This is a genomic window from Acidiphilium rubrum (assembly GCF_900156265.1).
Lineage (GTDB): Bacteria > Pseudomonadota > Alphaproteobacteria > Acetobacterales > Acetobacteraceae > Acidiphilium > Acidiphilium rubrum.
Window position 1 is genome coordinate 1 of the sequence record NZ_FTNE01000036.1, and the last position, 21,721, is coordinate 21,721.

Sequence of the window (21,721 nt, forward strand, 5' to 3'; positions counted from 1 at the left end):
CTGCCCAGATCGCTCTCACAACCCTCGTCAATGCCTATCGCGACACCGCACCAAAGCTCGCCGATTGGCTCGAACGAAATATCCCCGAAGGCCTCAGCGTCTTCACGCTGCCAGAACCCCACCAGCGCCGGCTTCGCACCTCCAACCCCATGGAACGCGGCATCCAGCAGGAACTCAAACGCCGCACCACCAAAATCAGGGTCTTCCCCAACGAAGCCTCCCTCGAACGCCTCGTCAGCGCCGTCCTCGTCGAAATCGATGAAAAATGGGCCGCCGACACCAAGGGCTACATCAAGTGGGACTATCAGGATGCCTAACCCACGCTCGCCCTATTTTCCAGACATCAGGTTGCTCAATCAGGACTCGACGGTGATGGCGCATCTCGCCATCCGCGCCTTCTATCCAGGCACGCCACCATTTCCCTTGCTCCACGTCGACTCGACCTGGGAATTCCGATCGCTGATCGAATTTCGAGACGCTTTCGCCAGTACGCACGGCTTGCGTCTCATCGCGCATGCCAATGAGGAGGGACGAGCCGCGGGCATCAATCCGTTCGATCACGGGGAGCAATATACGACGGTAATGCGCACGGAGCCGCTTAAGGCCGCGCTCGACGCCGGCGGGTACGACATCATATTCGGCGGGGCCCGCCGCGACGAAGAGAAGTCACGCGCCAAGGAGCGGATCGTATCGATCCGGAACGCGGCGCACGCTTGGGAGCCTCGCCAGCAGCGCCCCGAGCTCTGGAACCTCTACAACGCACGCCTTGCCAAAGGCCAAACCGCGCGCGTTTTCCCTCTGTCCAATTGGACCGAAACGGACATTTGGGCTTACGTCCTTCTCAACGACATCGAACTCGCGCCGCTCTACCATGCTGCCCCACGTTCCGTGGTCGAACGGGGCGGTGCCTTAGTCGTTGTCGACGATGAAAGCCGGATGCGGTTCCTCCCCGGCGAGCAGACGTCGATCCGCAAGGTTCGTTTTCGTACGCTCGGCTGCTGGCCGGTGACCGGAGCCATCGAGTCCGAAGCCTCCGATCTGCGCGCGGTCGTCGACGAAACCCTCAGAGCATCTTCATCCGAGCGTCAAGGACGTATCAGCGATGGCGAGGATGGCGGCTCGCTTGAACAGAAAAAGCGCGAAGGCTATTTCTGATGGCGGGCTCAAGTCTGTGGAACTATCACGACATACAGGCGGCGCTGACCACGATGCACGCCAAGGAGCGTGTCATTGCTCCAATTCTGCGAGAAGGGCTGGGACTGCGCGTTGAAGTGGCCCGCGCTGTCGATACGGATCGGTTTGGTACGTTCAGTCGTGAAGTCGGACGGAGCGGTTCGCAACTCGACGCGGCGAAGGCCAAGATCGCCGTAGGGTTTGAACGGGCTCCTGGCGCGCGCGTGGGATTGGCGAGCGAGGGCAGCTTCGGACCACATCCCCACATTCCCTTCCTGGCGCTCGGCCACGAACTCGTTCTGATGATCGACCGCGACAATGGTCTGGAACTCATCGGCTATGACGCGAGCCCGGAAACCAATTTCGCGCATGTGGTCGCGCGCGATTTCGATGAAGCCATCGCATTCACCGAACGCGTCAGGTTCCCGGAGCACGGTTTGATCGTCATGGGATGCCGCGATGACCAGCCGGCGCCGGATGTCCTTCTGCGGAAGGACGTCACGGACCACGACACGCTCGAGTCTGCGGTGCGGGAGGCGTGTAGCCGGTGTGGCGCCGCCTTTGTTGAATCCGACATGCGCGCCCATCGGAACCCAACCCGAATGGCCGCGATCGCACGCGCCACAAATGACCTCGTGCGCCGCTTTCATAGCCGCTGCCCGGAGTGCGACTACCCGGGTTTCGACGTGACCGAATGTGTTCCCGGCCTGCCGTGCGCTTGGTGCGGCGAGCCGACGCGCATTGTCATGACCAACGTTCTCACGTGCCGATCATGTGGTCACAGGCTTGAGCAACCGGCTTGCGATCAGACGACGGCAGATCCCGGACAATGCGATGGATGCAATCCCTAGGCGGCGATGCGCCAAATTATCATAGGAGTGAGGCCAATGGTTGAAAGTGTAGTAGAAGGTACTTCTGGGGATGACCCTCAGTTCGAGGCTGACGCGCACATTGCTTTCATCCTCGAACATCCCGGCATGAGTGATTGGTTGAAGACGGCTTTGCAGGAGGCATTGCCGCGCGACCCCATAGCCGTGCTCAACGACCTCGAAATCCTCAATCTCGTTCTGCGGAAACGGTCAGAGGCCCTGATTACCGGGATGTTTGCTAAGTAGGTTCCGATCAGAGCCAACAGGACACCCCAGGAACCAGGCCAAACCCCATGCTGATCGCTCAGTTATGAACCTGGCGTTACGTGAGATAAGGCGGAGCAGGCCGGTTTGCCCGGGTGGACCGCTGGTTAACCGGGCGACAGAGCGACCATGACCTCGTTCCGGCACATGAACCAAGGCGTCCAAGGCGGATTGTATTGGGCTAGCGTAACCGGTCCGATTGGCTGAAAATGATGAAATCTGACTGGGTCAAGAAGTTCCGCGTCCTTGGCTTCGATTTCGCTTCTGTGCGCTAAGCCTGAGAAACGCAGCACCGCGACACGGGTCGCCGGCAGCGAACGCAATATCACTCGCGGATCCTTGGGCTCGGGAAGCATCTCGATTGTCGTGAAGGCGCTCGGCATGGTGAACATAATGGAACAAACCATGACCGCATGCGCCTTCGGCGCCGTCGTCAACCGTCCTTGCCAACACGCCCTCGTGTTTCTGCGGTCTGAACCGGTGCCGGCCAGCCGGTCAAGGCCGCTCGCAAGCTCGCGCCGCCCAAGAGCGGTTCGGGCGCGATAGAGCGCCCTCTGCCCTGACCGTCTGCCCGGCCCCGGTTCTCCTGGACCGCACACGAGGGACGTTGCTGGCAAGGGCCAGCCGCCTCCTGAGTGATGAAATGAAAACAGGAGACTGAATATGGCCGAATCAATGAATCGCGTCACCCTGATCGGAAACCTCGGTCAAGACCCCGAAATCCGCATCACCCAGTCGGGCGGGAAAGTCGCCTCGATGTCGCTGGCGACGAGCGAAAGCTGGACCGACAAGCACAGCGGCGACCGGCAGGAACGCACCGAATGGCACCGGATCGTGGTGTGGAACGAGGGCCTGATCGGGGTGATCGAGAAATACTGCGCGAAGGGTGACAAGGTGCTGGTGGAAGGCACGCTGCGTACCCGGAAATGGGTCGACCAGAACGAGAACGAACGCTACACGACCGAAATCGTCCTGAGTGGCTTCGACAGTCAGCTGATCCTGCTTGGCTCACCGAACGGTGCCCGCCGGGAAGGCGGAGAGCGCGCCGCTGCACCCCGTCAGCGCGAGACCGCCGGGGCCACGGGTGGCTTCACACCCGGCGCGGGTGCTGATCTCGACGACGAAATCCCGTTCGCCCCCTGCGTCGACTGAAATTCAGACCAGTCGCCCCGGTCGCACCGGGGTGTCTTTTCATTGGAGAACTGTCATGGTCATCGACCTGCGGACCATCGCCCAGCGGTGGTCACACCGCAGCACAACCTGGCGACCGCAGCGCGAGCCGTTCGACCCGCGCTGCTACGAGGTAGCCCCCCTGCCCCACACAAGGATCGCCAAGGACTTCGTCCTGGCTCACCACTACTCGGGCACCTTCCCCGTCGCCCTGGCCTGCTACGGGCTTTTCGAACGTACCGGCTGGCAGCAACGATTGCTGGTCGGCGTCGTGGTCTTCTCCGTTCCAGTCCAGGCCAAGGCCGGCGCCGCCTACGGTGCCGGATCGACCCGCTTCTGCGACCTCGGCCGCTTCCTCCTCGCCGACCGCGTCGGCGGCAACGCCGAAACCTGGACGCTCCGCCGCGCGCTGAAACTGCTCGCGGCCGAGCATCAGGACGAGCACCGCCGGCCGAAATTCCCCCTCGTTCTGGCATATTCCGATCCGGTGCCGCGCACGGATGCGCGCGGCACTGTCCGCTTCAACGGCCATTACGGGGGGATTTACCGAGAAAAATCGGCTCTCTACCTCGGTCGCGCCACCAGACGTCGGATCTGGCTCGCGCCTGACGGCACGAGCCTCTCCGATCGCGCCCTGTCCAAACTGCGCACCGGCGGCAACGGTGCCGCCTACACCTACGAGCAGTTGCGCCGACACGGCGCTCCGAACCGAGCGCTCGGTGAACCCGACGCTGCCTATGTGAGCCGCGCCCTGCGCGAGGGGCCGTTCCGGGCCGTGCAACATCCCGGCAACCACGTCTACGCCTTCACCCTCGGCTCACATGCCAGCCGCAAATCCCTTGCGGCCACGCTACGCGCCGGCGGCCCCTACCCCACCCACACCGACCCGGTGAACACCATCGGCCCATGAACCGACACATGAAAGGAGAGGAACATGGCCGTGCTCAAACCCCGCGACGAATTCGACTGCGAGGGCTTCAGATGCGTCATCACCCGCACGAAAGGGAAACGCCCCTCAGGTATCGATCTCGAGCGCCTTGGCTTCGTGTACGACGAACGCGGGCGCTACTGGTCGCGCATCGTTGTCGATACCCCGAAGCTTCAGGTCGAGGAACGCCAGCACCGGGACCATCTGGAGCGGATCGAACGCCACTACCACGACCCGGTATGATCAGGCCGCGGCCCGATCGTCCGAGCCGCCCGCGTCACTCACCGCGCCGGCCTGGCTTACCTCGCCAGCATCGCCAGCCTCGCCCGCTTTGCCCAACTCGACACCACGCACTTCGGTTTCGTCAGCCGCTTCTGCTGAACCCTCGCTAGCGTCAATCGCCTGGTCACTCTCTGCGGATCGACACGCGTTGTCGGCATCGATCCGCGCGCGCCGGCGCGCCCGACGCGCGGCAAGCACCGCCCCGGCTGCCTTCCGCTCCGCCTCACTGACCTCACCGGCAATCTCACCCTCGAGGTCATAGCGCGGACCACCCCGCGCCAGTGCCGCAAGATAGCTCGATGTCCTCGTGACCCGCACCAGCACAAGGTCCGCCTGCTCTTCGGTCAGCCCGACCTCGGCTCGCATTGTCTTGAGCCGATCGCCCGTCCCGATCGCCAGCGGCTTGGCTGGACGCGCGACGAGCACGGGATACCGGGCCGCAACGATGTCGAGCAGCTCGCTCGCCTCGTTCCATTTATCCCGATCGAGCGTCCGCCACTGCCACGCCATCGTCACCTCACCTCATCAAACGGGTCCGGCCATACGCGTCGGAACCTGCAATCTCCCGATTTCTGCACACCACACGATCAGCCGCAAGAGCGGGCCGATCACAGACCTGACCAGTCTTCGGGCGATCACCCCCACAACGCCCAACGATTTCGACAACCACCAATCTCCGATGACCCGATCTCCCTGACCGCGCTGACGCGCTTCAGGGTGGGGAGAACGCCGCCCTCCCCACCCTGAAGCGCAGCCTACAGCAGGGCAGCGTCGCTCTCCGCGCCGGGGCAAAGCCCCGCACGCTCGCAACCCGGCCCCGCCCGCCTGCGCTTCACCCACCCCTCCCGCATCTCGCCGCGTGGCGTCCGTCGAAAGGCGCGACCGCCTTCCGACGATGAACCCAGACCAGGAGCTTCGCCATGATGTCATCCACCGACACCACCGGATACCCACCCCTGCCCGGCCAGCGATCCATCACCCGGCGGGGCACCCGTAACAACGACGCCGGCGAGATCGATCTGCTGCGGCGCACAGTCTCCTGTGCCCTCATCCTCGAGCGCGAAGGATGGCACGTCGATCCCGCTGAAAGTTCCCGGCGCGCGGTGAAATACCGCCGCGGCTCCGGCGAGATCCTGATCATCACCCATGACGACAAGGGTTGGTGGAACCCGCTCGGCGAGGAGAAGGGCGATTGCTTCAGCCTGATCCAGTTCCTCCATCCGGATCGCAACTTCGGCCATGTCCGCCAGACGCTCCGCGCGATCGCCGGCATCGCCCCGTCAGGACCAGTCGCTGTCGCTGGCTCAACGCCGGATCGGATCGAGGCGATCTCTCCGTTGATCCGCTGGCAGGCGAAGCCCGCGCTGCGCCCCACAACGAAAGCCTGGGGCTATCTCGCCCGCGACCGGCATCTGCCCGCCACCATCCTCGCCGCTGCCGCGGCACAGGATTGCATCCGGGCCGGCGGGTTCGGCTGCGCCTGGTTCGCCCATCGGGACCACGAGGGCAGATTGACCGGCATTGAGGCGCGCGGCCCTGGCTACCGGGGAGTTCTCCGCGGCGGACAGAAGAGCCTGTTCCGGTTCACGCCCGGAGGCACGACCGGATATCCCCGGCGGGTCGCGGTGACTGAAGCACCGATCGACGCCTTGAGCCTCGCCGCCCTTGAGCCAAGCCGTACGGACACGATCTATGTCGCGACCACCGGCGGGTTGGGGCCGGGTACGGTCACCGCCCTTTCTCAGCTGGTGGGGGAGCTCGGATCCGCCGGCGGCACTCTGGTCATCGCCACCGATGCCGATGCGGCCGGGGATCACCATGCCGCACGGATAGAGGCGACGATCGCATCGATCGCCGTGACCATCGAGCGCTCGCGACCACCCGGCGCAGCAAAGGACTGGAACGAAGCTTTGACGAGAGCCAGCGCGTGCTGATCTTCCCTGCGCAGATGACGCGGCCAATGGCGATCACAGCCTTCACGGCCGCAACCGCCTCATTCCTCATGCATTGCCCTCAGTCGTTATCGCCGCGGCTTCGATTTCCACCGGCTCGACCAAACCAGGACCATCGGTTACCGTGCGATTGACCGCGCAGGAGACGGGCCACGCGTCCATCACTCCTGCCGTGTTTCGCTCGAGAATACCGGACGGATCCCCCGATACCTCGCCAAGCCAGATCGACCAATCCGCCTCGCCGATCACCAGCGGCGCCCGAGTATGGATATCCGCGAGCGATTCAGGTGCCGGCGTGGTGATGATCGCCAGCGATAATTCCACCGGAAAATCCCGATGGGGCCGGCGTAACGAGATGATCCCGCCCAGCGTGATCGGCTCGGCGTCAGTGCGGCCGAGCGCATAGGGTTGCTTCAGGCCGGGAGCGACCGGTTTCCATTCATACCAGCAGCGCACCGGCACCAGACAGCGGCGCGATTTGAACGAGCTGCCGAATAGCTTGCTTGCCGCCACGGTCTCCGCTTTGGCATTGATCGGTTTGATCCGCGCGAGTTCGGCAACCTTCTCCCAGGGTGCCACGAAGCCCCACTCCGGCATGCAGAACTGCCGCTCACGACCGTCGCCTTGGTGTACCGCAACGACACTCTGACCGGGTGAGACGTTCCATCGCAATGAGCGAGGAATTTTCGCACCGGGGGTGCCAATCAGGCGATCCAGCGATCCGTCAGGGAAGCTCTGGGCAATCCTACCGCACATCAGGAATCGGTCTCAGCGGCAGGTTCGCCGCCACCCGATACAGCCTTGGCATGGAACGTAGCACGGATCTGATCGAACAGCGGCGGGTTGTTGTTGCGCACCCCCTGCCCGTCGATCAGGTCAAGACGGATCAGGCGCTGACGGATCGCGGAGAGGCTCCTGCCGCATCTCACGCTGATGATCCTTGGCGTCTCGTTGAAGAGAAACCCCTCATAGAGGATGCGGTCCTCGGCCTCGGTCCAGCGATGACCGAGCCCAGCAGGTTTGGTGCCGTCCAGCGCCATTGAAACACCTCATCATCAACGAATCACGTCATATAGCAGACCACCGATACACCGCGGCTTAGGCGGACAGTGAATATTGACAGGCAATCGGGCCGATTCATTCACCTGAGCCCGACCAGTCAATGAGAGTCCCTGCCCGCCTGCCACGGCCCTGCCCGTCCCGGCAAGGGTGTAGGCCGCATAGGGCGGCCCGCGCGCCGATAGAGGCGCGCGCCCTTGCCCGGCCGGTCAGGCCGCGGCCGCGCGATGGTTGTCTTCAGGAAGAAGATAACCCCATGATCAAGGATCAGAAAATGAGCAGCACCTACAATGTGGTCGCGCTACACCCGACACCGACCGCCCTCCTTGCGTCCCACGTCGCTCGGAATAACAAAGCACCCATCGTCCGCACGACGGAGGCCTTTCGCGCCATGCTGGATGCGCCAGAATCGTCTGCCGAACTGGCGCTTCTGCGACTGATCCGTGCCGACGTCTCCAACGGCGCGCTGGCCGGATACATCACCTGGTCGCTCGACGCGGTGTGCAACACCATCGTCATCCGCCAGTGGCCATCCTGTCGGGTGCTGGATCTCGTGCCCTTCCCGATCGACAAGCTCGATCAGCTTGGCCGCACGCTTCGCTTCGCGGCGCGGATCACGGCCGAGACCGCGACGCTCGGCATCGCCGACGATCCGGATCCGGCCCTGAAGGATGAAACCGGCCGCCGGATTGGATCACGCGTCGGCGTGTTCCCCTGATCGGGCCACACGTCGCCATCGAGCCCGCTTCGATTCCAGCAATCCGTCCGGGGAAGACTTAACCGCGCCCGGACGGAATGGAGACCGTATACTCGCCGGTCGTCTCGACGTGTCCATACTGGACGCATTGAACAACGCCTTTCCCGGCACAGCATTCCGGGTAAGCCACGATTTTGTCGGAGTTTCCAACGGGCAGGTCGCCGATCTACCGGAATCGCCGGCGCAAAAAAACTGTCGGAACTATTCCGACAGGACGCTTCGGTCCGTCTATATATCCGACCCTACGCAATGCACGGAGCAATCATCCGTCACAGCAAACCCTGAGTGCCAGATAAACCAGCCAATCATCCGGCAGAACGGCAGTCAGAGAAGAACAAGTTGATCACTGCCGGTCTCGCGCTGGCGGCGAACCCGTTTGGTTGCAATGCTCTCCGACATCTATCGGGTCTATCGAGCAGTTCGCAAGCCTGGCTCGCGACCAGCACTGTTGCCCAACCAGTTTTCACGGCGTGCTTAGCGCATCACAAGGCGCGCGTGATATTCGTTGCGGCAGTACGTACTCGGGAAGCCGACGCGGATTTTCAGCGGACAATAAATCTGTTAGATTATACATATGGCAGGAGAAAAGCCCGCAGCCCGGATAACCGATATGCACACCTGCCCGGAAACTACCGGGCCAGTACCCCATATCGGCGGACCAATCCTCACAGGTTCACCCAATGTTCTCATCGGCGGATTGGCTGCCGCAAGGGTGACTGACAAGGTGACGTGCGTTGGTCCGCCGGATGCCATCGTGATGGGGTCCCCAACCGTGCTGATCAACGGCCTGATGGCCGCTCGGATGGGTGACCAGACCGCGCATGGTGGGATGATTGTTGGCGGTCTTGGGACGGTTCTCATTGGAATGGGGGGCGCTGGACCGAGTGCTGGTGATCTTGGTGCAGCCGGCGCTGGTCCAGCTACCCCGTCAACGTGTCTGGTCAAGGCAGCTCAATCGGGCGCACCGTTCATTCGTCAAGGCGGATGACCGCAGCTGCCGATCTTTTGGTAGTGATGCAGAACTGGCCGCGGCCAGTTTTTGTGGCGATCGATGGAGCATTGCTACCAGATGTGCCCGGATTGACCGCCAAAGCTGATGTGTTTCCCCGCTCACTGTTCGTTGAGCAAAGTGATCCCACCACGGTACAAGCCGGGCCATGGTTTGCTTCTCTCGATGAACGGCACCTCGAAAGCCTGATGAGGATCGAGGGAATTGAGATGTCTGCCGTGTTCTGGGGTGGTCCAGTTGAGGAGTCGACGATCTTTCGTCATCTGCGCAGCATCAATCTAGTCGATGTGCCTCGGCCGACCGACGCACCCTTTGATCCATTCGCGGCGGATCCGGAAACAGTGCTGTTCCGGCACTGGGACCCCTCGGTGATGGCACTTACTCTGCCTGTGCTGGAACCGGCACAGCGGGCGCGGCTATTCGGGCCAATGGATTCACTCGCGCTATATGACCCGTCACTCGGTGGATCACGCGACGCTAAACGCCGCATCGATTGGCCCGAACCGACCCGTGGGCGCATTCGGATATCGAAGACGCAACTTGCCAGCATTGCGGCAGCGATGACTGATCGGTCCCGGCGGACGATCGCAACATTTTTGCGGGATGCCGCACCCACCGAGACAGCCTACATGGACAATGCGGCGTTGGACGCTTTCATCGCGGATAGCGAGATCAGCGGGCGTGAGCTTGGCCTGACCACCGAACGAGGCCTAAGTCGCTGGTCTTACCTCATGTTGATCAGCAACGGTGCGATCGCCACGATAGAGCCGGCTCGCGCCTTTCTGGCCGCGAAGCCAGGAACGCCGGATGAGCGCATCGGTCGGTTGATGCTCGGGGTTGCTGACGAGCTGGGTCGCCGCAGGTCGCCGGCATGACCGGCGAGACTTGGGAAGCGGTGGTTGGTGCGGGCGCCTTAGCGGCTGTTCAGCCTATCCCCGGCGTTGATGCTGTTGTAGATGCGATTGTTGCTATCACTGTTGTGGTCGCCGCTACCGGTTCTCTATCCGGCGATTCTGTGCGTGGAGCACATGCTAAATCGGACGAGAAGACAAGCGCGACGGCGACCACAACGCCATGCTCCGACTGCGATCCACCAGATGAGCCTGACAATCCGAAAAAGAAACGTGAAATCTCCCGTCAGAAGCAGGACGGTCACATCAAGGGTACACCTCAGAACGAAAACCGCGTTAGGCAAGGGAAACCAACGTCGACATTTGATGCATCTAAGGATGAGGCAGATCAGTTGACACAAGAAGCGGCGGAAAAGGGTAATCCTGTTCCTGGGCGGCCCGGTGTCAAAGATTGGAACGCAGGCCGTCGTATCGGCACCGGCCCAAATGGCGGAGGGCAAGACGTCGTGCGCGTACATGAGGACTCACTAGGCCGTATTCATGGCCATCCTGCAGGGCCGGAGAACTGACATGGACAATGACCGCCTACGCAACGAGATTATAACAGATATTCTAGGAGCATACCGGGACTTAACCAATCCTGATTTCAGTTGGGTAATCCAAAAATATCAATCTCAACCTTATAAAAAAAATATTATAAGTATGATTGAGCATGGATTTTCTGTAGACGAAGAAACAGATCTTAACGAAGACGTCTCGGTCAATTTGTATGTTCAAAAAGATGAAGAACACTACGTTCTCAAGCTATCTCTTGTCGGAAAATACGCCGTATTATTTCGTGCTGATCTGCAAGGAATATATCATATACTTTCATATGAGGATATAGAATCCTCTCACGCATTGAGACTGTTGACGAAAAATTTCGCTCGCGATGAAATTACATTCCTTGATGCCTCGATCATTGAACTTCCGATCGGTCTCCACCTCTTCAACACCGAAATTGAGGATACCACGTTTTATAATGCCCTGTTCGCCGACGAAATTGCGCCCGGCAGAATACCTTGATGGGGAGCGTAGGGAGCAATTTCGGAGTCGAGTCGGGACATGTACAGCGGGAGGATCTGCAAGACGGTCAACCAATTGAGGCGCAGGCCTCACCAGGACGCTCAGCAGCACAGGAAGCAAAAGTCGGTTTTCGAGCAGTGGGCCCACCACAGGCTACAACGCATTATACTCGATAACACAAAAGGTACAGGGGGTGTATTGCTGTACTAAAAGTGGTTCTGGTCAGGAGTTCGAAGCCTTGCCGTGTATCTCATGCGGACGCCGACAACCCCCTCGGGGCTATATCACGAAATTGACCTGACGGACGCTGAGTGGCGGCCCCCCGCGCGGTATTTTGCCTGTATCAACCAAAACAGATATCTTGCAGACGACTTCGAGGCCACGATCGGGAGGAGGATCGAACCGGCCCAGCGTCGATCGTTCCGGTTTCTGGTGTATGGGTCCCCGCAACCGGGCTGCGGCGCGCTTGCCGGGAATAGCGTCACCAGGTGGCAAGCCCGGCGCCTACTTGCGTCGCTAGACCGGTTCCATCGAGGCGTGATCGGCGCGCGAAAAGAGCGCTATGTCGAAAAACGCCTGCACCAACTGGCCATCATGGCGTGCCACTGGTCGGGACCTCGGCACCAGCCACATCGGCTGGCATTGAGGAAGCGGGCCATGCAGTAAAACACATGGCCCGGATAGAACGATGTGGCTCAGCTGCGTGTGGTCTGGACTGCATGAGTCAGGTTGCGTGCCATCGCAACGAAAACTCTCGGCGATTACCAGCTCTTCTGGTCATATGACCAGCCGATCAGGATCCGGCGAAAACGCCTGAAACCCTAATGGGACACCCGGCCGAGATCCATCCAGCTCACGTCGTTCGGATCGAACGGCTGCCACTGCTTGCCATCGATCGCAAAGGTAGCCGCCCGCTCGATGCCGTGCGCGCGCTGCGCCGCCTTATAGGCGGCCTCAAGATTATGGTGATAGCGCGAGATGTAATCGCCCAGCATTCGGCTAAAAAATCCGCTGTCCGGATTGGCGTGGGCGCGCTGACGCCGCGCCAGATACTCGTGCCGGATTAATAGCCATGCACGGCAAACTGGAACAGCCGCCGCTACCGCGTCTGCCACCAGTTTCTTTAACGCCGCCACGTAGGCGGCGGGGTCAGTGCGGTCGATCGCCTCGATCATCGGAAGCGTTTCCGCCTCTGCCTCGCCCGCGTAATCCGGCACCCAGTTCGGTTCGTTGCCATCCTGATTGCGAGCGATCACGACTTCGTCCATCTCGAAATAGTCCGGCTCGATCTGACGCAATGCGCGTGTATCAGGGCGGACCAGCTCAAGAGGAAAGCGGATGACGTTATATGCAATTGGTTCAACAGCCATGGTGAAAACCCCTGCCTCAATATGAAGAACAATAAAGGAACTCAGGGAAAAAATCAAGGAATCGCCGAGAGTTTCCGAAATGGAGTCAGTGCACTCTGCCGCCATGATCATACCCGGCAAGGCCGTTGGGCTGATCCGGTCAGGTCCGAGAGCGCGGTGGTTTGATGGGGGGAAAGGATGGCGGGCTGGATCAACCCGCCATCCCGCTTGGCCTAATCCTTGATGGCGAAGGCATCGCGCTGAAGCTTGGCGGCTTCCGTGCTGATCGGCCGGTTCTCGCTCCGGCTATAGGGCACCCAGACGTTGCCGGTGATCTCGGCGAAGGCTTCGCAGGCGGCTTCGGCCGTGGCGCGCAACGCATAGGCACGCAACCCGGCATCGGCCGCGCGGTCCTGCAAGGCTTGCAGCTTGCTATCAAACCCGGCGACACCATCGGCGTCATCATCGCGATGATCATTGGTGAGGGCGCGCGCATGGTTGGCGCAATCGGCCACGCGGGCGGAGTAATACATCCCCGCGCCGAACGCCCCTTGCACCATCGCATTGGTCAGGCGATCGAACACCAGCTTCATCGCGAACTCGTCAAAATGCTTCGACCCGAGCGCATCGGCGATGGCGGTGAAGCTCTCGCGGGTTTCCTGGACGATGCCATCGAAATTGACCTCATCCTTGCCGTAGCGTTCGGCGATCACGGCGGCGCAATGGTGGCCGGGTGCGACCAGCCGGACCTTTTAAGAGTGACTGGACCTCGTGTGGTGCGAGGGGGCAGGAGCAATTTTCTTGGCCATGATCTGAACTTTCACAAACCGGGCTGGATTGCTCCGCTGCGCATGACCTAATTCGGGCGGTCGGGCGTGTCGAGGACAAACGGCGGGTTGCGACAAACGGCGGCATCGTGAGCCGGACATGGCGGGCGCTGCCACCCTTCTCGATCCGCGTCAAGGAACGAACTGGCCTCGGTCGCAAGGGTAAATTGAAAGAAGCGCAAGACAGAGCAACAGAAAATGAAACGCTCATCGAAAGCAGCCAAGTCTGCATCGAGGGGGTCAGGGGGGCAAGGGGGAAGGCATGGCAATTCCAAACGGCCCTCAGTCTCCCTCACGCGGGCTGGCGGCAGACGGGCTGCCGTCCGCCTCCAGCCCGCATCGGTCGAGCTTCGGACCCTTCGGAATTGCCATACCTCCCCCCTTGCCCCCCTGACCCCCTCGATGCCGTCGCTGCTTTCGAAACACCGGGGCGCCCCCGCGAGAGAAATCGGCGAAGCAAGTGTGAACATGGGTGGGGGGCAGGCAAGGGGTGGAGGTATGGCAATTCCAAACGGCCCTCAGTCTCCCTCACGCGGGCTGGCGGCAGACGGCAGCCCGTCTGCCGCCAGCCCGCATCGGTCGAGCTTCGGACCCTTCGGAATTGCCATACCTCCACCCCTTGCCTGCCCCCCACCCATGTTCATGCGCCGATTTCTCTCGCTACCGACTGGGGCCGGCTCTATCTTGCCCTTCTTTCAATTCACCCCCGCTCCCTCAACCAGCTCGTTCCATGACCCGGATCGAGAAGGTTGCCTGCGCCCACCACGTCCGGCTCACAATGCAGCCCTTTGTCGCAACCCTCCGTTTCTCCTCGACACGCCCGCCCGCCCGAATTTGGTCAGACGCACCGGAGCAATCCAGCCCGGTTTGTGAAAGTTCAGATCATGGCCAAGAAAACCACTCCTCCCCAAGTCACCCAAGGTCCAGTCACTCTTGAAAAAGTCCAGCTGGTCGCACCCGGCCACCATTGCGCCGCCGCGATCGCCGAACGCTACGGCAAGGAAGAGGTCAATTTCGATGGCATCGTCCAGGAAACCCGCGAGAGCTTCACCGCCATCGCCCATGCGCTCGGGACGAAGCATTTTGACGAGTTCGCGATGAAGCTGGTGTTCGATCGCCTGACCAATGCGATGGTGCAAGGGGCGTTCGGCGCAGGGATGTATTATTCCGCCCGCGTAGCCGATTGCGCCAACCATGCGCGCGCCCTCAGCAATGATCATCGCGATGATGATGCCGATGGTGTCGCCGGGTTCGATAGCAAGCTGCAAGCCTTGCAGGACCGCGCGGCCGATGCCGGGTTGCGTGCCTATGCGTTGCGCGCCACGGCCGAAGCCGCCTGCGAAGCCTTCGCCGAGATCACCGGCAATGTCTGGGTGCCCTATAGCCGGAGCGAGACCCGGCCGATCAGCGCGGAAGCCGCCAAGCTTCAGCGCGATGCCTTCGCCATCAAGGATTAGGCCAAGCGGGATGGCGGGTTGATCCAGCCCGCCATCCTTTCCCCTCAACCCGCCGCACTCTCGGACCTGACCGCATCAGCCCAACGACCCGGCGCCCGAGCGCCTCGCCGTGTTTTGACGCGTCAGATGTCATTCCCACGCCGGGATTGTTTCTCCGGGAATGTCGCGCTTTCAGCGCGATGCTGGGGCCAGCGGGCTTCGCCCGCTATGCCCCGGCACCCCCGCGCCTGGCGGCGCGGAACGGCAGGCTCCGCAAGACTCCAAATCAACCGCCCGATCACGACGCTCAGCCGTTGAAAACCGGTTGCCCCCCAACGCCGCCCATGCGCTGGTTCATCACATTGTAGAAATCGCCTACCGTCATGCCCTGCAAATTATTGTTCGAAATATCAACGGCAGGGACCACCTGCGATAACGGCTCATTCATGTTCTGAACCGTCGCAAGCGGTCCTCCCACACCCGGCCCGAAAATATATGCCCCATACATCTGGTCGATCGTCGGTGGTGATCCCGTAGCCGCCGCCACACTGTTCGCATACGTAACCATCGTGTCTGCCGCAACCACCGCTTCATCCTGCGGATTCGACATATCCGCCAGAGTATAGGGCAACCCATACTGCCGACATGTCGTCTGCCACGTGCCGCTTTCGACCTGCCACGGACCGAACGCCGACGTGGAACCGCCGGTATCCGCGATATTCTGGAAATGGCTCTCTACCTGCGCCAGCGCCGCCATCGTCGTCGGGTTCAACCCGTCGGCCTGCGCCGCCGCAAGTGCCGCCTGCCCGTAAGGTGTCGCCATCAATTCAGCCATCACATTGCTGCTGCTCGATCCCGACCCACCACCCGAACCGGTGGCTGTGCCGCCGCCCCCTGTACCCGTGGGAAGCGGCGCACTGCCGGGACCCGGCGAAAATGCCGGTATCCCCGGAAACTGGAATACCGGAACAACCTCCGCCGGCGCTTGCGGCATCGGTGCCACATTCTGCGCCGTTGCTACGCCGATCAGAAGCATCGCCCCCGCCGGTCCCGCCAGACCAACCAAACCGCACGTTCTCGCTCTCCTGCTCACGGCACCCTCTCAATGAAGGTTCAAGGCAGGAATCCCGTTCGCCTGAACTCCCATGACCTGACAGGTCACCGATGGCGAATACGGATCATGAAACGGAGACACGTACTTCAGCGGGATGTAGCCGATCAGGTTCTTGTTCACCAAAACCCGTGCAAAGCCATGCGTGTAGGCACCCCCGACCCCCTCGAACCACATTGATCGCGCGACGATCCGCGAGTGGACATTCGGACGCGCATAGATCGGCTCGAACTGCTTGAGGTCCTTACACACCCACAACCCCTTGATCGGATAAACCTTTGGGTTCGGCATCGAGGCGATCGGACCCGAATGCGACAGATTCAGCGGATGGGCCTTTAGCCGCTGATCCGACTCCTTCTGTAGCTGTTCCAGTTGCTGTCGGGTCAGCACCTGACCCGGCTTCGGTGGAACCTGTCCGTAAGCGCAACCGGCACCCACGACGATCGCCGCGATCGCGGCGCTGAAACCAAGCCTGCCCATCACTTTGCTCCCTTGCTCGATTGGACCGCTCCGACATTCCCAGACGCTATCGCAAGTGCAAAGCCTAATATCGCATCCCGCCATATTTCGGTTTCTTGTTGATATCGCTTTCAACTTCCTGAACCAGAGCCACTGACATCGGCCACTTTCCATCAGAAAAATCGCCCAGCGGACAATAAATCCGGTTGAGCTTCCCGATCGCCCGATTATGCACACACCGCGCTAAACCGTTATCGAGAATATGCCCGGCGTCCGCATACTGACCCGACAGGATCGAGCTCACGAGATACAAGGCCATCAACCCGGCACACACCGACGCCGTAATGACCCACGACCGCTTGATTTTGAATTCGCGGGGTGGCGGTGGCCGCGTCAGCTTGCCGATCGCATCGCCCAGTTGCGATACCAGCGTTCGCACCGCCTGGTTCACCGCCCGGTCCGCGCCAAGCAGGTTGCCGTTCTCGTAATCCCCCTGAAGCGTGCCGATGAACCGACGGAAGATCAGAATAGACTCATACATCTTCGCCGCCTCGTTCCGCATTTCACGCAACAACCGCTCGCCGCTCTCCTCGAACCCCTCGATCAGCGGCGGGAGCGCTAAAATCATCGATGTCAACGTCCTGAACGTCGTCAGGTAATTACGGAGGTAGATGCCCTCAGCGTGATCGGGACGAACCCGCCACGTCTTCGCCGCGGCCTCAAGTTCGTCCAGTTGGGCCATGCACATCTTCGCCAACTCTCTCACCGCGGCAAGCTGTTCGGTGCGGACCCGCCGCTCGGAATCACGTCGAGGCGGGTCAGGAGTCCAAACGATCTCACCCATGGGTCGCCTCCTCAGTCACCTCGCCGGCAGGACCAGCAGACGGTATCCGGGGAAGCCATTCACGCGGCAGCCGGTCGATCAGCGGCGCTATTTCGTCATTCCACCACTGGAAAATTCGCTCCTGATCGAACGGGCTGATCGGCGACATCCCGGCCGGAGTCACGCCTTCCCCCGCGTCATCGAACGATATTCGCCGTTCCACCACGTGTTTCATGCAACCAAGCAGTGGCAAGAGAATCGCCCGCGCGCCCGCTTCATGCGCTTTCACAACCACATCGCTTTCAAGCACATGACGAAATTCCGCGACCGGCGACGCCTCCGGATCAAGCAGCCCCGCGTTCAGGACGAGGATCGTCGGACATCCGGCGATCTTGCTCGCCCAATTCGTCCGGAAATGATCGAGATCGCCCGGATCAGTCCCCAGCACATGGATCATCACCAGCTTGATGCCCATCTTCCCGGTAACGCGGTTCAGATTGATGCTGTTGGCCATACGCGAGAGGATCAGATCCCCGCCGCCAACATCGACCAGCGCATCATATCCACCCTCGCTCTGCTCGGTGATCTTGGCTTCCAGCCACTTCCCCCGATCCGTCAGACCGCCGAAGCCGGGCTCCTCGACGTTATCGAAGAATTCGCTCAGCGATCCAGACTGGGTGTGAGGATCGACGTTCCACAGTGCCAAACGCGAGCCGCGCTTGCGGAAATACTGCCCGAAAATGTTGAGGATGGTGGTCTTGCCGACACGCCCTCGACCGACAGCGATCATCAGGACGGGTTGAGATTTGGCAGGACGCCCGGTGTCGCCCATACCGCGAGCCGACAGGCCTTCAGGTTCGAAAGTTCGCATAACACTCTCCCATGGACGGTCGCCAATCGACCGCCTCTGGGCAGAGCCTCGGAAACGCTATTGCAAGTCCAAACTGTTTTTTCTACTTTTTCGGCGTTTCATCTTCACGTTCGCGCGAGTTCGCGGAAATTGTTGCCTCGATCTCCTGCACCAATTTCGGCACATATCCATGGCGCTTAACTTCCTCGGCCGCGAATTGCCCCAAAATCTCCTGCATCGGGTCCCCATGCGCCACCGGATGACCTGAAGGCGGTGGTGATCGTACGACCGGAACCTTAGGGACAGTTCGCGCAACCGGAGCAACCACGGCCTGATTCACCAGCGCTGGTTTGCTTGCACTAGGATCGGTCGTCGGCGCGCTGTTCTGCGTCTCATAATATTTCCGGACTTCCCACCACATTCGGCTCGCCCGTCCTTCCGAAATCCGGTTGCCTTTTCCATCCCGCAAATCCAACGCAACGATCTCCGGCTGGGCGAGGAAACCTTTCCAGTTTATTTTCCGGCCTTCCGCTGCGTCTAAAATCGCGTCATGATTGAGCAATAGGAATCGGTGAAATTGCGATAAAGAAGTGATACGGGAAAGCGTCGCGCGAGAAACTGCTTTGACGCCATGAGCCATAGCGCGATCATTAGGATTAACAAATCGTTTCGCCGCTGTAGTCCGCTTGTCCATGAGCGTTTTCCAATTAAAATAGTCAAAAAACATCTTACAAAAATGAAATATAGCGTCTCCGCTCGATCTTCGGTGATTTACCGACAACCTCATCCCATTCTATCCCCATTTTCCGAGATTGCTACCCCATTCTACTCCTATTCTCCACCCATCTTCCGAGATCTTCCGGAATCTTCTTTTTTCCTCATACACCAATGCACCCTCGGTGCGCGCGAATTGATCACTAAAACCGATTGATCGCATCTCGCGGCATTGGGAGCTTTCAGAGGGGCTTTCGGGTCGGGAGCCGCCTCCCCCTTCAGTCCATATCCCACCAATTTTCATCGCATTTTTGTGATCGATTTTCCCGATCTCGGGCCGATTTTGCGATACGCACTTGCAATAGCGCCCGTCACGCTTCCCTCGTGTCCATCCCGGACCATCCCCAGACGACGCCCTAAAATCAGAGGGAACGTCAGAGGAAAACAAGGAAAAACAACGCTCAGGAGCGTACTATGTCAGCCGACGATAAAACAGCGAAAGCCGAGATCAAAGGTGAACTGACCACTTTCGACTTTGAGGGCCAGACGTTACGTGCATATCGCGATGCCGATAATTTCTGGTTCGTCGCAAACGATGTCTGCGAGATTCTGGATATCAAAAACTCGCGCGACTTTATTTCGCAGCTCGATGATGACGAAAAGGGTGTCGTTAAACGCGACACCGGTGGGGGCGCGCAGGATCATAACGCCATTTCCGAGAGCGGCCTCTATTTGGCTACGATCCGGAGCAACAAACCGGTTGCACGGGCGTTCAGTCGATGGGTCACCAAGACCGTTTTGCCCCAAATCAGGCGGTCGGGAAGTTACTCAGCACCGGGTGGGAGAAAACATATCCCGCGTGACAGACCGGAAGACGCGGCCGGATTGAAAGGCCTCGACCTCACGGAATTCCGGATCGACCGCCTCACACGGGAGGCCGACCGGCTCGAGCAGATTCTGCACGACATCCGCGACAGCGTCGTCTCACGGCGCTGGCAGGTCCCGGTCATGCTTCCGGACTTCGGTCGGTATCTCGTGATCGCGGATCTCGGTGGCGTGAAGATCCGCGGATCGATGCATAAATCCTTCTGGCATCACGATGACCTGATGATGGTCGCCGGTCTCTGCGAGTCCGTCGACGTCATTCAGCGGTTGTGGCACCAGACGGCCACCTTCGTTGATCGCGATCACCCTCAGCGCGAACTGTTCGGGCGGTTGTCGGTCAACGTCGATCGCGCCACCGAAACGGCCAAACGCATGAAGGAACTCTACGAGGAGGACATCAAGGCGTCCAAACCGTTCAATCCTTACTTCCCCGCGAGCATGGACTGAGCAAGGCACGGCGATCGCCGGCCAGCCGGCGGTCGCCGTGCCTTCCTACCGAAAGGAACGAACCATGGACGATATCCAGCAGCGGGCGATCCAAAACGCCCTCGCCGCCCTGGCACAAGGCCAGACCGAGACCGCGACGGCCCTCCTGAAAGGGATTTCCGGCGTCCACGAAACCGTCAGGGACGTCTCCGACGTCCTCGACCAGCAAGGCGAGATCCTGACCCGGATTTTCGCGGCGGTCGCACAGAAGGACAACGACGGCGACGACAGCCTGGCCATGCTGCTCGCCACCCTGATCAAGCAGATCGAAAACCAGATGGTCCGCATGACCGAACTCTCCACCAGGGTCATGGTGCGGCTCGAGGAACTGCCGGAACGGCTGGCCCGCGAGATCGACCGTCAGACCAACCGCATCCCGGCCGAATGACATGCTGGGCGTTCGGAAGATATCGGCCGACAGCAACGGCGCCACGGTCGCGGCCTATTACGACGATGAAATCAAACCCACCCACGATGTTGGAGCCGGGAGCACCCCGGTTCCGAACCGGGCCAGCGGCGAACGGGTAGCGAACTACTACACGCGCGAGCCGGATGGCGCGGTCTGGTCGCCGCATATCGACGACAAGGTTGCCGCAGCCCTCGGCATCAATCCCACCAAAGCGCCGAACCAGAAGACAATCGCGCTGCTGGTCGAAGCCCGCCGCGCCGATACCGGTGAGAAATGGGAAGCCAAAAGCCCCCGCAAGGTGAGCGCACTCGATCTGACCTTCTCACCCCATAAAAGCTGGTCTCTGGCGTCGGCTTTCGCGCCCACCGAAGCCGAACGTCAGATCATCCATTATATCGAGACCACCGCCAATCAGCGGGCGATGGAATACGCCGCCGACGTGCTCGGCTGGGCCCGGCTCGGCAAACACGGCCAGGATGGCGCGGAGCGCGGCAGCGTCGCCTGGATGACCGTGCGGCACAAGACGGCCCGCCCTACCATGCACGTGGAAGACCCGGACACCGCCACGACCTATCTGGTCGACCTCGCGGCGGTAGGCGATCCGCAGGACCACCACCACAACATCCTGTTCAACCTTGTCGTCACTGAACAAGGCCGGGTCGGCTCCCTCGATACCGGCCTGTGCGGCTGAGCGGAACAGAAAACCGGCATAAGGCGACCTACGGCTCGATGATGCGGTAGATCGTCGCGGGGTGAACGTCGAAGGTCCTGGCAACGGTACTGATCGACTTCCCGTCGCGGACGAGTTCCCTGGCCAATTGTTGCTGATCGGGGCGCATTTTCTTCGGCCGGCCGAAGGCGACGCCGCGCGCCTTGGCGGCTATCCTGCCGTCGTTCGTGCGGCTGATAATGAGGGTGCGCTCGAACTCGGCAATGCCTCCGAAGACCGTCATGACCATACGGCCTGAAGGGCTTGTCGTATCGGCCCAAGGT

At 60.8% G+C, this 21,721-nt stretch carries 29 protein-coding genes; 17 read left to right on the top strand and 12 right to left on the bottom strand.

Annotated features, from left to right (window positions below):
• The 4 genes from BW994_RS16925 to BW994_RS16940 form a co-directional block, all read left to right on the top strand.
• Positions 1 to 317: transposase (locus BW994_RS16925; RefSeq protein WP_175612134.1), on the top strand; the 317-nt coding region annotated here is incomplete at its 5' end.
• Entirely contained in the window at positions 310 to 1,155 is an 846-nt protein-coding gene (gene cysD, locus BW994_RS16930; protein WP_051657675.1) for a sulfate adenylyltransferase subunit CysD, read from the top strand. The genes BW994_RS16925 and cysD, both read left to right, overlap by 8 nt.
• Positions 1,155 to 2,024, top strand: a complete 870-nt coding sequence (locus tag BW994_RS16935; RefSeq protein WP_076454748.1) for a DUF6671 family protein — start codon at positions 1,155 to 1,157, stop codon at positions 2,022 to 2,024. Before cysD ends, BW994_RS16935 begins: the two co-directional genes overlap by 1 nt.
• A 36-nt stretch (positions 2,025 to 2,060) precedes the next feature.
• Positions 2,061 to 2,288, top strand: coding sequence for a hypothetical protein (locus BW994_RS16940; protein ID WP_051657676.1), 228 nt, complete (start codon positions 2,061 to 2,063; stop codon positions 2,286 to 2,288).
• Between the two features lie 125 nt (positions 2,289 to 2,413).
• On the opposite strand, the gene BW994_RS20575 is transcribed toward BW994_RS16940, so the two are convergent.
• Positions 2,414 to 2,713, bottom strand: coding sequence for an SOUL family heme-binding protein (locus BW994_RS20575; RefSeq protein ID WP_076454750.1), 300 nt, complete (start codon positions 2,711 to 2,713; stop codon positions 2,414 to 2,416).
• Between the two features lie 256 nt (positions 2,714 to 2,969).
• Between BW994_RS20575 and ssb the strand changes: the two genes are divergently transcribed.
• The 3 genes from ssb to BW994_RS16960 are packed head-to-tail and all read left to right on the top strand — an operon-like array spanning position 2,970 to position 4,647.
• On the top strand, positions 2,970 to 3,458 hold the full coding sequence (gene ssb, locus BW994_RS16950; RefSeq protein WP_076454752.1) for a single-stranded DNA-binding protein: 489 nt from the start codon (positions 2,970 to 2,972) through the stop codon (positions 3,456 to 3,458).
• Positions 3,459 to 3,513: 55 nt separating this feature from the next.
• A complete protein-coding gene (locus tag BW994_RS16955) occupies positions 3,514 to 4,386 on the top strand; it encodes a Mom family adenine methylcarbamoylation protein (protein ID WP_051657616.1) in 873 nt (290 codons plus the stop codon).
• Between the two features lie 24 nt (positions 4,387 to 4,410).
• Complete coding sequence (locus tag BW994_RS16960; RefSeq protein WP_029313682.1) at positions 4,411 to 4,647, top strand: hypothetical protein; 237 nt, start codon at positions 4,411 to 4,413, stop codon at positions 4,645 to 4,647.
• Here the strand turns inward: BW994_RS16960 and BW994_RS16965 are convergent, their stop codons facing one another.
• Positions 4,648 to 5,196: a ProQ/FINO family protein gene (locus BW994_RS16965; protein ID WP_029313681.1), complete on the bottom strand. Its 549-nt coding sequence runs from the start codon at positions 5,194 to 5,196 to the stop codon at positions 4,648 to 4,650.
• Between the two features lie 410 nt (positions 5,197 to 5,606).
• On the opposite strand from BW994_RS16965, the gene BW994_RS16970 reads away from it, so the two are divergent.
• On the top strand, positions 5,607 to 6,620 hold the full coding sequence (locus BW994_RS16970) for a DUF3991 and TOPRIM domain-containing protein (RefSeq protein WP_051657615.1): 1,014 nt from the start codon (positions 5,607 to 5,609) through the stop codon (positions 6,618 to 6,620).
• 66 nt (positions 6,621 to 6,686) lie between these two features.
• On the opposite strand, the gene BW994_RS16975 is transcribed toward BW994_RS16970, so the two are convergent.
• Both BW994_RS16975 and BW994_RS16980 read right to left on the bottom strand, forming a co-directional pair.
• Positions 6,687 to 7,394 carry an SOS response-associated peptidase gene (locus BW994_RS16975; protein WP_076454754.1) on the bottom strand — a complete coding sequence of 236 codons (708 nt, stop codon included), beginning with the start codon at positions 7,392 to 7,394 and terminating at the stop codon, positions 6,687 to 6,689.
• The gene (locus tag BW994_RS16980; RefSeq protein ID WP_029313676.1) at positions 7,394 to 7,678 is read right to left on the bottom strand and encodes a hypothetical protein; all 285 of its coding nucleotides are present in this window, start codon (positions 7,676 to 7,678) and stop codon (positions 7,394 to 7,396) included. Before BW994_RS16980 ends, BW994_RS16975 begins: the two co-directional genes overlap by 1 nt.
• A gap of 293 nt (positions 7,679 to 7,971) precedes the next feature.
• Here BW994_RS16980 and BW994_RS16985 point away from each other — a divergent pair, with 293 nt between their 5' ends.
• The 5 genes from BW994_RS16985 (at position 7,972) to BW994_RS19385 (ending at position 11,379) form a co-directional block, all read left to right on the top strand.
• Positions 7,972 to 8,415, top strand: a complete 444-nt coding sequence (locus BW994_RS16985; protein ID WP_139334179.1) for a hypothetical protein — start codon at positions 7,972 to 7,974, stop codon at positions 8,413 to 8,415.
• 649 nt (positions 8,416 to 9,064) lie between these two features.
• On the top strand, positions 9,065 to 9,442 hold the full coding sequence (locus tag BW994_RS16990; RefSeq protein ID WP_245594221.1) for a PAAR domain-containing protein: 378 nt from the start codon (positions 9,065 to 9,067) through the stop codon (positions 9,440 to 9,442).
• Positions 9,439 to 10,338, top strand: a complete 900-nt coding sequence (locus tag BW994_RS16995) for a DUF4123 domain-containing protein (RefSeq protein WP_029313674.1) — start codon at positions 9,439 to 9,441, stop codon at positions 10,336 to 10,338. Before BW994_RS16990 ends, BW994_RS16995 begins: the two co-directional genes overlap by 4 nt.
• Complete coding sequence (locus BW994_RS19380; RefSeq protein WP_139334180.1) at positions 10,335 to 10,883, top strand: hypothetical protein; 549 nt, start codon at positions 10,335 to 10,337, stop codon at positions 10,881 to 10,883. The genes BW994_RS16995 and BW994_RS19380 overlap by 4 nt, the downstream gene beginning before the upstream one ends.
• A 1-nt stretch (position 10,884) precedes the next feature.
• Complete coding sequence (locus BW994_RS19385; protein WP_139334181.1) at positions 10,885 to 11,379, top strand: hypothetical protein; 495 nt, start codon at positions 10,885 to 10,887, stop codon at positions 11,377 to 11,379.
• Between the two features lie 821 nt (positions 11,380 to 12,200).
• Here BW994_RS19385 and BW994_RS17005 read toward each other — a convergent pair.
• Positions 12,201 to 12,860, bottom strand: coding sequence for a hypothetical protein (locus BW994_RS17005; protein WP_029313672.1), 660 nt, complete (start codon positions 12,858 to 12,860; stop codon positions 12,201 to 12,203).
• 101 nt (positions 12,861 to 12,961) lie between these two features.
• Positions 12,962 to 13,441, bottom strand: coding sequence for a hypothetical protein (locus BW994_RS17010; protein WP_076454759.1), 480 nt, complete (start codon positions 13,439 to 13,441; stop codon positions 12,962 to 12,964).
• A gap of 998 nt (positions 13,442 to 14,439) precedes the next feature.
• Here BW994_RS17010 and BW994_RS17015 point away from each other — a divergent pair.
• Positions 14,440 to 15,012 (top strand): hypothetical protein, encoded by a 573-nt coding sequence (locus tag BW994_RS17015; RefSeq protein ID WP_076454761.1) that lies wholly within the window; start codon positions 14,440 to 14,442, stop codon positions 15,010 to 15,012.
• 286 nt (positions 15,013 to 15,298) lie between these two features.
• Here the strand turns inward: BW994_RS17015 and BW994_RS17020 are convergent, their stop codons facing one another.
• From BW994_RS17020 to BW994_RS19390, 5 genes are all read right to left on the bottom strand, one after another.
• Entirely contained in the window at positions 15,299 to 16,027 is a 729-nt protein-coding gene (locus BW994_RS17020) for a transglycosylase SLT domain-containing protein (protein ID WP_029313669.1), read from the bottom strand.
• A gap of 66 nt (positions 16,028 to 16,093) precedes the next feature.
• On the bottom strand, positions 16,094 to 16,582 hold the full coding sequence (locus BW994_RS17025; RefSeq protein WP_029313668.1) for a hypothetical protein: 489 nt from the start codon (positions 16,580 to 16,582) through the stop codon (positions 16,094 to 16,096).
• A 64-nt stretch (positions 16,583 to 16,646) separates the two neighbouring features.
• Positions 16,647 to 17,405: a hypothetical protein gene (locus tag BW994_RS17030; RefSeq protein WP_139334182.1), complete on the bottom strand. Its 759-nt coding sequence runs from the start codon at positions 17,403 to 17,405 to the stop codon at positions 16,647 to 16,649.
• Positions 17,398 to 18,255: a hypothetical protein gene (locus tag BW994_RS17035; RefSeq protein ID WP_139334183.1), complete on the bottom strand. Its 858-nt coding sequence runs from the start codon at positions 18,253 to 18,255 to the stop codon at positions 17,398 to 17,400. The genes BW994_RS17030 and BW994_RS17035 overlap by 8 nt, the downstream gene beginning before the upstream one ends.
• Before the next feature lie 82 nt (positions 18,256 to 18,337).
• Positions 18,338 to 18,961, bottom strand: coding sequence for a hypothetical protein (locus BW994_RS19390; RefSeq protein ID WP_217696474.1), 624 nt, complete (start codon positions 18,959 to 18,961; stop codon positions 18,338 to 18,340).
• Between the two features lie 461 nt (positions 18,962 to 19,422).
• Between BW994_RS19390 and BW994_RS17040 the strand changes: the two genes are divergently transcribed.
• The 3 genes from BW994_RS17040 (at position 19,423) to BW994_RS17050 (ending at position 21,419) form a co-directional block, all read left to right on the top strand.
• The gene (locus BW994_RS17040) at positions 19,423 to 20,280 is read left to right on the top strand and encodes a BRO-N domain-containing protein (protein ID WP_076454763.1); all 858 of its coding nucleotides are present in this window, start codon (positions 19,423 to 19,425) and stop codon (positions 20,278 to 20,280) included.
• Positions 20,281 to 20,344: 64 nt separating this feature from the next.
• Positions 20,345 to 20,707 (top strand): hypothetical protein, encoded by a 363-nt coding sequence (locus tag BW994_RS17045; RefSeq protein ID WP_029313664.1) that lies wholly within the window; start codon positions 20,345 to 20,347, stop codon positions 20,705 to 20,707.
• A gap of 1 nt (position 20,708) precedes the next feature.
• Entirely contained in the window at positions 20,709 to 21,419 is a 711-nt protein-coding gene (locus BW994_RS17050; RefSeq protein WP_051657610.1) for a relaxase domain-containing protein, read from the top strand.
• A 28-nt stretch (positions 21,420 to 21,447) separates the two neighbouring features.
• Here BW994_RS17050 and BW994_RS17055 read toward each other — a convergent pair.
• Positions 21,448 to 21,721: helix-turn-helix domain-containing protein (locus BW994_RS17055; RefSeq protein WP_139334185.1), on the bottom strand; the 274-nt coding region annotated here is incomplete at its 5' end.